Source organism: Massilibacteroides sp. (genome assembly GCF_028705895.1).
Classification (GTDB): Bacteria; Bacteroidota; Bacteroidia; order Bacteroidales; family Tannerellaceae; genus Massilibacteroides.
The window spans coordinates 42238-55130 of the sequence record NZ_JAQWCQ010000009.1 but is presented as its reverse complement, the minus strand read 5'-3'; the positions used below and the strand labels follow the sequence as shown (position 1 = coordinate 55130).

The window sequence follows — 12893 nt, the reverse complement described above, 5'->3', positions numbered from 1 at the left end:
GTTTGCGACCTTTGCATTGCTAATAATATTCTCAAAATGAGAAAATTTATACTAATTATACTTCTTGTTTGTTTTCTTGTTTTGCACGCTTTCGCGCAACATTATTCCCTGACCGGAAAAATTGTCGATAGTGAAAAGCAAACGCCGATAGAGTTTGCCACTCTGATATTATCTGAACAACAATTATGGGCTACAGCAGACGTTAATGGTTTATTTACCATTAAGAATGTTCCTACCGGTAAAGTTGTGATTTCGGTATCCTGCTTAGGGTATATGAAAACTGATTTTGAATTAGATATTCATTCTGATCTTAATAATATTGTTTTTGCTCTTAAAGAAAATAACCTGAGCTTAGGCGAAGTAGTCGTAACAGCCCGAGAGAAAACAGAAGCAGTAACCTCTTCTTATACAATTGACCGTACGGCTCTTGATCACATACAGACGCAAAGTCTTTCAGATATAACAAGTCTGCTTCCGGGAGGAAAAACAAACACCGCAGTACATTTGGCGATAAATTCGCCACAAGAGATTGAATTACGTTCAAATACGTCAAGCGAGCTTGATAATAATCGTTTCGGAACGGCAATCGAAGTAGATGGCGTACGAATATCCAGTAACTCAGTCAGAGCATTCAATGAAACATCGTCTATATCTTCGCGTTTGGCTTACGGAACAGATGTACGCAGTATAAGCTCAACAAATATCGAATCTATTGAAGTAGTAACCGGTGTGCCGTCTGTTGAACATGGCGACTTGACAAATGGTATGGTGAAAGTAAAAACAAAAGAAGGGAAAACGCCCTTAAACGTAGAGTTTGCTTCTAAGCCGCACACCAAACAATATGCATTGAATAAAGGATTCGCACTCGGAAGAGATGGCGGTGTCATGAACCTTAGCTTGGAACGTACATCTTCTGTGTCCGATCTTGCTTCGCCTTATACATCGTATGATCGCAACGGGATAACACTCCGCTATAATAATACATTCAATAAAACATCCAGTCGCCCGATTAAAATAACAGCTGGAGTTTCCGGAAATATTGGCGGATATGATTCCAAAGCTGATCCCGATGCCTATTCCAACACTTATCTTGAGGAGAAAGCGAATAGATTGCGTATGGACTTCGGCTTAAACTGGCTATTAAATAAAAGCTGGATTACGAATGTAGAACTGACTACTTCTGCCGCTTTATCTGACAACGAAGAAATCAAAAATGAGTATGAATCTTTCTCATCGAGTTCAGTTTCTATTCACGGAATGGAAGAAGGATATTATATGGCCGAGCAATTAGAAGACAATCCCGATGCGTTGATCGGTCTGATTCCGAGAGGTCATTGGTATGAGAAAAAAATAACCGACGATAAGCCGAGAGATTATTCTGTTAAGCTGAAAGCAAATTGGTCTCGTCGTTTCGATAAGATAGTAAGTAATTTCCTTTTTGGGGGTGAATTTTCTTATACGAATAATACAGGAAAAGGCATTTATTACGACACGCCGACTGATGAAAAATACACCTATTATGTCCCGACCTGGCGGGAATACAAATACAGCGATCAACCCGGCATGAAAAGTACGGCGTTGTTTGTGGAAGAAAAGATAGATATTCCCATCAAGGCCTCCAAATTACAAATAGTTGCCGGTTTACGTACGGATATCACCTCGATCAGCCGATCAGCATATGGAACCGTATCCAGCTTTTCACCTCGTTTCAATGCAAAATATACCTTCTGGGATAGACAAGAAGGACTATTAAAGAAACTGACAATACGGGCAGGATGGGGAAAATCCGTTAAGCTGCCTTCTATAGCCGTACTCAATCCAACACCGTCTTATAGTGACCGTCTTGCTTTTGCTTCTACCAGCATGAGTGATGGTACGGCTTATTACGGTTATCATATTTATCCGGTTTCGTTACTTTATAATCCTGATTTAAAATGGCAAAGCAGCAACCTAACCGAAATAGGCGTGGAAGCACGTTTGGGTATGGCGCGTATTTCTGTTACAGCTTTTTATAACAAAACGAAGAATCCATACAAACAAACCTCTTCTTACTCTCCTTACACCTACAATTTAACAGACCAGACATCGCTGAATAATGTGCCTATTCCATCGGAAGACAGACTGTTTACAATTGATAAAACGACAGGTATTGTTACTGTTTCTGATAAATCCGGAGTTTTTCCGGCACAACAGTTGGATTATAAAACACGTCTCCTCTATAAAGCCACTTATTCATCTGCCAACGCATCAGACGTTAGCAGGAAAGGCTTGGAATGGATCGTTGATTTCGATAAAATTCCAGCCCTTAACACATCATTCCGTTGGGATGGAAGCTATTATTACTACAAAGGAGTCGATGAGACACTAACCGAGTATAGCCCCAGTACGCAGCTTACTACAGACGGTAATTTTTACAAATATGTTGGTTATTATATTGGAGGAAATTCTTCCTGGAACGGCCAGCTTACCAAACAATTAAACAGTAATCTGACGATCACGACGCATATTCCTAAAGTTCGTTTGATCGTTTCTATGCGCATAGAGGCGTCACTGTATAACTGTTCAAGGTATCTCAGCGAATATAGTGGCGGTAATCGGAGCTTTGTGTTGGAGAATCGGGATTCTTATGTTCCCGGAGCAACCGATGGGGATATTTATGCCGGCGATCAACCAATAGGCACCTATCCTCTCTATTATTCTACAATTCAAGACCCATCCACTAAAATACTCTTTCGGGAGGCTTTCCTGAATGCCAAAGAGAATGATCCCGCATTGTTCAATGAGTTAGCCCGTTTGGTATCGAAAACATCTTACAATTATTCATTCAACAAGAATACGCTATCGCCCTATGTAACGGCGAATATCAGTGTGACGAAAGAACTCGGAAAGATCGCGTCCCTCTCTTTTGAGGCACGTAACTTTACGAATACAACGGCGCGTGTGAAATATTCACAAAACGAATCAGTCATTTCATTATATGGTTCGGGTTCAATTCCGAAATTTTATTATGGATTATCATTAAGAATTAAATTATAAAACAGATTAAGATGAAAACGTATTTTTATTTAGTAATGTTTGCTTTATTACCAATGCTATTTGCTTGTAGCGACGATGATAAAGACGATGTGTATAAAACTTATTCACTGAATGTAGAGTTGACTTATCCGGATGGGGTAAGTGCAATTGCCGATGTACCGGTAGTATTGACGGATGCAAAAGCGATAACTTATGATGGTAAAACGAATGCAGACGGTATAGCCTCCTTTACAGTTCCTGCCGGTCTTTATCAGGCAACAGTTTCGGATAGACGTACAGGAGATGACTTCTCTGTAACCATGTATAACGGCAATAAAAGTGATATTTCTGTCGGAGATACAGGCGATGACATTACTTATGTCGGAAGAGTGTCTTTGGTTGAGTCGAAAACATCCCAATTAGTGATTAAAGAATTATATACAGGAGGAATCAGTTATACAAATGAAAGCGATGGCAAGCCTAAGACATATCATTTTGATAAATACGTAATCCTGTATAATAATTCGGCTGAGAATCTTAGCTTAGATAATATTGCTCTTGCTATGATATTACCGTATAATTCAGGAGGGACAAACAAAGATTATGTAGATGACAAACTTCTTTACGATGGAGAAGGCTGGACTCCTGCAGGAACAGGTATCTGGTATTTCCAGGAAGGGACAACAATTGAAGCAGGTAAACAGATGGTCATCGCATTGAATAATGCCACTGATCATACGCCGACTTATCCTACTTCTGTAAATTTGGCTAAAGCTGAATATTATTGCACTTACGATATTGAAGTCTATCCCAACACGACTTACTATCCGGCACCATCAGAAAATATTCCGACTTCCCATTATCTGAAGGCATACCACTACGGAACAGGCAATGCTTGGCCTTTGAGTTCCGTTTCTCCGGCCTTTTTCCTTTTCTCACCAAAGGGACAAACATTGGCTGAATTTGTCGCTGATGCGTCTAATATGGATTATTACGGAGGAAGCAACAGCCAGAAACGTAAAAAAGTAAAAAACGAATGGATATTGGATGCTCTTGAAGTTTTTGAAAAAGATAATGCGAAAAATCTTAAACGATTTACGGCTGTATCAGATGCGGGTGCTGTAGAAATAACTAAGGCAAGTGGATATACCGCTTATCGTAATGTAGATGCAGAGATGACAAAAGCGATTGCCGGAAATGAAGATAAATTAGTGTTGGGCTATGCTGATGATCCAAGTGGTATCGATGCGGAAGCTTCTATCAAGAACGGGGCTGTGATTATTTATCAGGACACCAATAACTCAACAGCTGATTTCCACGAACGCAAACAAGCATCTATCAAAGAATAAGGACGATCTGTTATGCGTAGAACGATTCAAAACAGACTATTCATAGGACTACTATGCGGAGGAACTATTTGTTCTTCCGTATTAAAGGCGCAGACGGATGAAAGGGGATGGAAGGATATCGATTTTGTCCGTCAATCCAACGCCTGGCTTACAAGTGAAAATGCTTCGGGACTGAAGGATTTGTCTGTCGATAAGATTTCCAACGTTGAACTATTTTTCGATAAGGAGAATGGAAAATTCGTGAACTATTATCAATCCGACAACTTATATCGTCTGGGCGCAGAAATTGAATCGTTTTATCGACTTAATCCACGTATTGTTCTCTATGGAAAAATGAATTATGCAGTTTCTGAAGGGAAGAACATGGGAGGAACGGCCTTTATCAATCCCGATTATAATCCTTTCCAGCTTGTGGAACTGGCCGACAGTAGTTCGAGAGGAAACAAGAAAAGGGAAAGTTATCATCTTGCGGGAGCAATAAGTGTTGCTTTCACGGAAAGGCTGACTCTTGGCGGGAAATTAGATTATCTTGCTGAAAATTTTGCCAAACACCGGGATGTACGCCATAAGAATACATTATTGGATATGTTGGCGACAGTTGGACTTCGTTATAAATTTTCGGATTTTCTTACCGTTGGAGTTAATGCAGCTTATCGGCGAAGTGTAGAAGGTATTACATTCAACACCTATGTCGGCTCTGAACTACCATTCTATACGTTGGTCGGTTTCGGTTCTTTTTATGGTCGTTCTGAGGTGCTCAGCACTTCTTCAGGTTATGCAGAACAAAACAGTGAAAAACCGATGGTGAATAATTTTACCGGAGGAGATATGCAGATAGCGCTTACGTTTAACGAAAATCTCTCTCTTTTTAATGAATTGTCTTATAAATCCCGTTCCGGGTATTATGGAAAAAGAGGCAATACCTCTGTTACTTATTCGGAACATGAAGGTGATGTAAGTGGCTATAAAGGAACGCTTCTTTTCAGGCAAGCTAAGAATAAGCATATACTATCCGCGCAGATAGAGTCTGAGTCGCTCAATAACTTTGAGAAAATCTTTAAGTATGAAACCGAGCAGGGAGGAAGTACTCAGGTCATATATCACGGTAGGTCAGAGATGATGAAACGGGATGTACTGACTGCCGGAATCGACTATACGGCTTATCTGAGTATTGAGAATGACAATCCGGTTTGGGAATTAACAGCCGGAGCGGATTATTTTAGTCGCGAACAGACCACTTCGATTTATCCTTTTTTCCGCAAGCAAGACATCTATCAATATACGACGTATGTTTGTGCGACTAAAAATCTGGTGAAAAACAAAAACCGGTATAGCCTTTCTCTAGGCTTAAACTACGGTTCCGGAGGAGGTACGGCAAAAAAGGACGGAGTTTACGCTACGCCGTCCGATAAACAAGAAACGCCGGTGAGTATGGATAAACTGCTTTATCATGAATTTGAATATCTCACAGCTTCCCGTTTCGGAGGACTATTAGGAGTCCGTTATTCCCGCATATTTGAGAATGGCATTCAAGGCTTTGCTGCTTTGAACTATCACCTTACCTCTGCACAAGAACTTTCTTATATCGAAGGAAAGACCGCTCAACAGATAGAAATAAAAATAGGCTGTAGTTTTTAAAACCACAGCCTGTTTTTCTTATCGTTCGTTCTTGATTATTTAAGCCAAGGCGACATAGAGTATCGGGATTAATAATCCGATCAATAAGTACCATTTTCCTGAACCGGCCAATCCCTTTTTGCCTTTTACGATAAATAATCCCGAGATCGCAAAGAAGATCAATGATACGGCAAAGAAATCGGCCATAATACTCCAGCCTTTTACCTGATTATAATGGAGCTTGTTTATCCAATAAATCAGTGCATTCTTCTTGTGCTGTTCATAATCAATCGCCCCTGTTTTCGAATTATATACCCCAATACCACCGACCAACATCAATCGTGAAAAGGTTTCATCGATCGGTAATATTCGTTTTAGGCGTGGAACGTCTTGTCGGTCTGCCCAAAACTGGGTTAACTCTTCATTCGATAATCCCGCCGGTGCTTGTATCTCTGCTTCAATTGTTTTGAAAGCAGGGTCTTTACCGTTCATGTGATTCAGGAGAATACCCGAAACGGCATAAACAAGACAGACACCAACCATCAGGAATCCCAGATCGCGGTGCAGAATACGCAGCCATTTACTGACTTTGTTACTCTTCAACCACGTCATAATTCATACCGTCCATGTAATAGATTGAATAATAATTCTTATCATTTGTCTTCATCCAATCTTTCATTTCCTGAATATTGCTCAACTCGGCTTCGCATGATTCGGCAGATCCGTCTTCTTTGGCTTTCTTCTCATTTACATCCTTTTCGTATTGAGCGATGTATTCCTGAGAAAGACGACGTTCTTTAACAATTCCCGTAATTTCTAATTCGGAACCGGTTAATTCACGGTTAAAACCTCCGATTTCACCGCCTGCTTCTACACGGATAGATGCTTTCTGATCCTCACTCGTAATGAAACATCTTTTTCCGGAATGTTTGCAGGTATGTGTCACGAACCCGCGTACTTTTACCGTTTTATCAATCAGGTTTTCTGCATGACTTAACAGATCGTTTACTTCATACACTTTAGACGTTGAGGCTACTTCTGATTTTACTTCTGCAGTAGTTGCCTGTTGTTCCTGACTTTTGTTTCCGCAACTTACAAGTCCTATTACAAGAGCGGCAAATAATACAATCTTTTTCATTAGTCTATAAATTAATTTATTGTTTTCTATAATTCGGCTGTAACAGAAGTCCGATTAAACCTGCTACGCCAAAGATGAGTATAAACACTGCGCTAAACAGGCGGCGACGGTTGAACAAAGCAACACCGATTGCGGCAAGAAGCGCATGAGCGGCAAATCCATAAAAACCGGTAAAATGAATTCTTGGATAAAGAAATTCGCTGTCCGGAGAGTCAAAGGTAAGAAAATAAGGGAATAACCACTTCGAAACAGTGTCCCATTTGCTTCCTGTCCTATCAATATGATGATGGTCGATACTTTTCAGGTCATCAGAATTCAGTATATAATAATCCCGTCCTTCTTCCTTTGCTATCTGAACAGTCCAGTATAAAAGATTACCCATAATCATCAACTGATCTTTTTTAAGATCGAATGCCGGAATGTCTAATTTAACGGGAGTATATTTCCCATCCGTACTTTCCAGAATATATGTTTCTCCTTGTTTGCTGAAAAGATATCCGTAATAACGTTTGTCGGAGACTTCCTGAATGGCAAAAGAGGCAATATCTACGGTCTTGCTGGCTTCCGTGTTGCGGATAAACGGACGTCCGTTTACCATCTTAATATGAAACAGTTCTCCTTTTGCATCTAAACAGAAATAACCTTCGTCATACGGTTTACGGGGGTTCGGATTTCCGATCGCCCACTGCGTCGGGAATGTGTAGCCCCGTTTTTGTAGTTCTTTGGCGAAACGATCACTTTTTTCCTGATTTACCTGATTTGTTTTCGCATCGATAAACTCAATTTTATCTTTCATCCTGAACACATCGTCCGGCATCTTGAGACCAACACGTTTCGGCATCGATTCGAAAAGAATATACAAACCGGTAACAGGTACATCGACATACTTCGGCATGTATTTATAGACAACCGATTTTGAACGTAATAATTGAGGTGTAATCTCTATTCCTTCAATCTTTTCCGGCAGTCGTCCGTCCGACATCAATTGGCGAAAATTCAGGAAAGGCATTAGTGTATCGAATGCCGCAGTGTTGTATTTATTCCCGTCAATATCCGACATCGGAAACTCTTTGTTTTTATAATCGATCAAGGCAATCTTTTTCAATCCAGAACTAAAATATACGAAGGGATAATCATCCGGAGAATAGGTCGCTTTCTTTACAAGTACAGGGATTCCCCACAGTCCGACAACGGTAATCAGAAGAAGAATAAAAAGAGATATTATATTTTTATATTTCATGACAAAGACAATTTATTGAGCACCATCTTTAAATCGGGAAGCCGAATAAAACGGAAATCCGAAGCTAATAAAAACCAACAGAACCAACCAAGGCAGAAAGAACACGTAAGCTCCGGAACGGGCAGAAAAGAAAAAGAGCAACATGGCAGTAACGCCAATAAGCGCATTGAATACACGCTGTTTCCATACCGGCTCAATGCAGATCCAGGCAGCAAACAAGTAGCCCGTCAGCCCGGCCAGAAACCAGGGCGCTGCTGACCATAACATCATCGCGATGATTTCCTGCGGATAATAAGAGGAAAGATAAACCACCAGAATAAGAGAAGAAAAGAATAACAAGCTAAACAAAACCAATAGCCCATAAACCAACATCGTTGCGACAATGCGCGTTTCCGGCAAAGGCAGATGTAAAGTCAGTTTTAATCTCTTGTCCGTCATTTCAGGAACAAATTGGGAGAAGCCTAACAGCAAACCGGCCAACAAAGGAAGCTTATCTATCCAGTTTGGAAGGAGAGGCATGTCCTTTAGCAAAACAGCCGACCATACTTCGACAGCTCCGCTGACCCGAAATAACTGTCCGGTATTAATAAACGTATAAATCAATGAAGCCAGAAAAACGAACGCAAGAAGTGACGTGATTCGTTTTGTTTTTGTCCATTCTTTATAAAATAATGCTTTATACATAAGTCGTTTCTTTATTAGTATTTTCCTGTCAGCCCGATAAAGGCATCCTCCAGAGATATTCGTTCTTCAGTCAGTTTGTTTGCCCCGAAAGCAGCCAGTCGTTGTTCCACTTCCGCTGTCGGCAGAAAAGAATAAGTCTCCCATTCCGAACCGATCTTCTGAGTGTTCCAGAGATCTGATTGAGAAGAGATTTCGTTTGCCTCAGCAGAAAAGCGGAAACGGCGGAAGTTTTCCATGATTTCTTTTGTGGGCAGGTGAAGTAATATACGCCCGTAGTCCAGGATAATACAATCGTCGATCAGCATTTCCATGTCCTGAATGATATGCGACGTGAGGAAAACTGTTTTCCCTTCTGCCGTTGCATATTCTTTAAGAAACTCCACAAAAAGACGACGGTAGCCCGGATCAAGCCCCATCGAGAAATCGTCTAAAATAAGTAATTCCGGATCTTGCGCAAACAATAATCCAAGGGCTACCTGAGAACGTTGCCCACAAGACATGGTGCTTAATTTCTGCGTTCTCGTAACCTGCAGTTTCTTCAACAATTCATAATACGCATCCCGTTTCCAGTTTGGGAAAAACTGACTGTAGAAATGTTCTATCTGTTCCACATTAAAGTAAGTGTGCTGGATATGTCCTTCCAAGAGTAACCCCACACGGGCTTTCGTAGCCGGACTGATATGCTCCATATCCTCACCAAACAAACGGCAAACGCCGGAACGCGGTTTAAGATAGCCGTTAAGAATATTGATGATTGTCGTCTTTCCGGTTCCGTTTTTACCAAGAAGGCCTAAAATCTTACCTTTTTTAACTTCAAAATTCAGATTTTGATAAATCAACCGCTTACCATAATAGTGCGTGATATTATCACATTCAATGATTGTGTCCATAAGATTAATTAAATCACCCCAACGTACTGTTCAGATTAAACAACATTCAGGGTAAGCAAAAGTACTTCATTATTAATAATGCGAAAATACCAACATGTAGGTATTTCTTTCTTTTGTCTCAAAAATGCCCTGATTTCCGAAAATAACCTTTATATTTTTTTTTGTGTTACTATGCTTTGAACAGGTGAACAAGATCCTCCCCAATTTATCCGGAGTTATACACGGATGATCCTACATATATTTATTATAAAAGAGTCCCTCCAACAGGTATCCTTATTCGTCGATAAAAGAAACGTTTCTGTCTATGCTTCCCGGCTCTGTGTAGATTGTGTTTGTAAGAGGAAGAGCGGTATTATAGTTTTGCCACATCAACTTTTAGAAAATACAAACGCATGAACATGAAAAGGTATTATTTTATATTCTGTTTTTTCCTTTTGCTCTTTCCTCTAAGCATGATTGCGCAGGAGAAACCGCAGACGTGGACATTAAAGACATGTTTGGATTATGCATTAGAACATAATATTCAGGTTAAGAAAAGCAAAGTAAGCCTTTTGTCGGGTGAAGAAGACCTAAAACAGGCGAAGGCACAACTCTTTCCTTCTTTGTCTGCATCAAGTTCTCATAATTTCTCAAACTACCCCTCCTCTAATGTAGCTGATAATAATAGTTATACGGGGAGTTACGGAGTAAATGCAAGTTTGAAATTGTTTGATGGGGGTAAACGTCTGAATGCAATCAAGCAACAAGATTTACAGACACAAGCTGATCATCTGAACATTGAACAAAGCGAAGATGATATTCGGATTGCATTGATCCAGGCATATATGCAGGTGTTATATGCGAATGAGGCGGTAGCTATAAATAAAAGCACTGTTGATGTTTCCCAAGCTCAGCGTGATCGTTCAGAAGAATTGTACAAAGCCGGTTCTATTTCTAAAGTAGATCTATCACAGATTGAAAGTCAACTCAGTACGGATAAGTATCAGTTGGTTGTCGCAGAAAAAAATCTGGCAAATTACAAATTGCAATTAAAACAATTATTAGAATTAGACATTGAGGAAGAAATTGAACTGGAAATTCCTGAACTGACTTCGGCTGATGTTATGATTCCGCTTTCTGACAAGCAGGAAATATACAATACCGCCTTGTCGGTCATGCCGGAAATGAAAAGCAGTAAACTAAATGTTGAGATATCAGAATTAGAAATTAAAAAGGCAAAAGCAGGTTATCTCCCTTCTCTGTCATTAAGTGCAGGAATTGGAACCGGACATTCCTCCGGAACAGGGATTACATTTAAAGATCAGCTATGGGACAGGTTTAGCGAAAGTGTAGGATTAACGGTTAGTATTCCCATCTTTTCTAACAGAGAAAACAAAACAGCAGTGAATAAAGCAAAACTGGCTGTTACTACCAGTCAGTTAGAACTATTAAACACACAGAAAGCACTACTGAAGACAGTAGAAGGACTTTATCTCGATGCCACCTCTTCTCAGGAACAGTACCTCTCTGCGGAAGACCGATTAAATGCGGTACAACAAAGTTACAGGCAAACAGAAGAACAATTCTTTTTAGGTATGAAGAACACATTGGAGTTACTGACTGAGAAGAGCAACTGGCTGAGTGCTCAACAAGAGCTTTTACAGACCAAATACATGGCTGTAATGAGTATCCAGCTTCTTAATATCTATCAGAAAAAAACGGTTGACGAGAAATTATAAACAATGCTTACGAAAAATAAATAACGATATGAACAAGCGAAAGATCAGTATTGGAGTTATTGTCCTGTTGATAGTTGGAGGGGTTCTATTCTTCTTTCTTAAAAAGCCTTCAGGAGAATCCGTTAGATTAGAGACTGCTGCAACGGAGAGGAGTACTTTTTCCAATGTTATAACAGCAACAGGAACTGTAGAGCCTGTTGTAGAAGTGGAAGTAGGTACACAGGTATCCGGTATCATCGACAAGCTTTATGTTGACTATAATAGTGTAGTAAAAAAAGGACAACTACTGGCGGAGATGGATAAAGTTAATCTGCAGGCGGAACTGGCCTCGAATCAGGCAAGTCTGGCAAGCAGCAAAACAGAATTTGAATATCAGGAGAAGAATTTTTCCCGTAGTAAAGTCTTGTATGAAAAGAAACTTATAAGTGATACGGATTACGAAACGGCCGTTTATAACTACGAAAGAGCAAAAAACAGTTATGAGCAGAGTAAAGCCAATATTATTAAGGTGAAACGAAATCTGGAATATGCAACGATTCTGAGTCCGATAGATGGAGTTGTTATTAACAGAGCTGTGGAAGAAGGACAGACTGTTGCTGCCGGATTTAGTACGCCGACTTTATTTACGATAGCTAACGATTTAACGCAGATGCGTGTTATTGCCGATGTGGATGAGGCAGATATAGGTACTGTTGAAGAAGGTCAGAATGTGAAATTTTCTGTCGATGCTTATCCGGATGATGTGTTTGAAGGAGCTGTTACGCAGGTAAGACTTGAAGCTGTTGTGGAGTCAAATGTTGTGACTTATGAAGTGGTAATCAGTGCCTATAATCCTGAGTTGAAATTAAAACCGGGGCTGACTGCAAATGTTTCCATCTATACTTTAGAACGTGACAACGTACTTACCATTCCAACTAAGGCATTGAGATTTGTTCCTGATGTTGAATTGCTAAGCGAAATGGGAATCAATGTGGAAGGAAATTCTGATGCTCCTTCTGGGAAAAAGATTGTGTGGCAGAAAAATGGACAGACTTTAGTTCCTAAAGTGATAACGACGGGAGCTGTTAGCGGTAGCCTGACGGAAATTACGGAAGGTCTGACCGATAAAGAAGAAGTAGTTGTTGAACTAAAAACAGTTTCCAAAGGAACTTCAACAGCTTCTGCCGAAAAAAGTCCATTTATGCCGAGCCCTCCGGGAGGAAATAATAACCGGAAAAGTCAATCAAAAGAATAACAGCAAAC

At 40.1% G+C, this 12893-nt stretch carries 10 protein-coding genes; 5 read left to right on the top strand and 5 right to left on the bottom strand.

Annotation, left to right across the window (positions count from 1 at the left end):
• Positions 1-36 precede the first annotated feature (36 nt).
• From PHT93_RS03875 to PHT93_RS03865, 3 genes are read left to right on the top strand one after another with little or no spacing between them, the layout of a single operon-like run.
• Positions 37-3036 carry a TonB-dependent receptor gene (locus PHT93_RS03875; RefSeq protein WP_300239701.1) on the top strand — a complete coding sequence of 1000 codons (3000 nt, stop codon included), beginning with the start codon at positions 37-39 and terminating at the stop codon, positions 3034-3036.
• Positions 3037-3047: 11 nt separating this feature from the next.
• Positions 3048-4364: a DUF4876 domain-containing protein gene (locus tag PHT93_RS03870; RefSeq protein ID WP_300239699.1), complete on the top strand. Its 1317-nt coding sequence runs from the start codon at positions 3048-3050 to the stop codon at positions 4362-4364.
• A 12-nt stretch (positions 4365-4376) separates the two neighbouring features.
• A complete protein-coding gene (locus tag PHT93_RS03865) occupies positions 4377-6002 on the top strand; it encodes a DUF6850 family outer membrane beta-barrel protein (protein ID WP_300239696.1) in 1626 nt (541 codons plus the stop codon).
• 39 nt (positions 6003-6041) lie between these two features.
• Here the strand turns inward: PHT93_RS03865 and PHT93_RS03860 are convergent, their stop codons facing one another.
• Genes PHT93_RS03860 through PHT93_RS03840 form a run of 5 tightly spaced genes read right to left on the bottom strand, consistent with a single transcriptional unit; the run spans position 6042 to position 9933 of the window.
• Complete coding sequence (locus PHT93_RS03860) at positions 6042-6593, bottom strand: PepSY-associated TM helix domain-containing protein (protein WP_300239694.1); 552 nt, start codon at positions 6591-6593, stop codon at positions 6042-6044.
• On the bottom strand, positions 6574-7119 hold the full coding sequence (locus PHT93_RS03855; protein ID WP_300239692.1) for a hypothetical protein: 546 nt from the start codon (positions 7117-7119) through the stop codon (positions 6574-6576). The genes PHT93_RS03860 and PHT93_RS03855 overlap by 20 nt, the downstream gene beginning before the upstream one ends.
• Before the next feature lie 16 nt (positions 7120-7135).
• Positions 7136-8359: a DUF4857 domain-containing protein gene (locus PHT93_RS03850; protein ID WP_300239689.1), complete on the bottom strand. Its 1224-nt coding sequence runs from the start codon at positions 8357-8359 to the stop codon at positions 7136-7138.
• A 12-nt stretch (positions 8360-8371) separates the two neighbouring features.
• Positions 8372-9043, bottom strand: a complete 672-nt coding sequence (locus tag PHT93_RS03845) for a hypothetical protein (RefSeq protein ID WP_300239687.1) — start codon at positions 9041-9043, stop codon at positions 8372-8374.
• Positions 9044-9057: 14 nt separating this feature from the next.
• Positions 9058-9933 carry an ABC transporter ATP-binding protein gene (locus PHT93_RS03840; RefSeq protein WP_300239685.1) on the bottom strand — a complete coding sequence of 292 codons (876 nt, stop codon included), beginning with the start codon at positions 9931-9933 and terminating at the stop codon, positions 9058-9060.
• A 398-nt stretch (positions 9934-10331) separates the two neighbouring features.
• On the opposite strand from PHT93_RS03840, the gene PHT93_RS03835 reads away from it, so the two are divergent.
• Together PHT93_RS03835 and PHT93_RS03830 are read left to right on the top strand one after the other, a co-directional pair.
• A complete protein-coding gene (locus PHT93_RS03835; RefSeq protein WP_300239683.1) occupies positions 10332-11651 on the top strand; it encodes a TolC family protein in 1320 nt (439 codons plus the stop codon).
• A gap of 28 nt (positions 11652-11679) precedes the next feature.
• Positions 11680-12885 (top strand): efflux RND transporter periplasmic adaptor subunit, encoded by a 1206-nt coding sequence (locus PHT93_RS03830; RefSeq protein WP_300239681.1) that lies wholly within the window; start codon positions 11680-11682, stop codon positions 12883-12885.
• Positions 12886-12893: the final 8 nt, after the last annotated feature.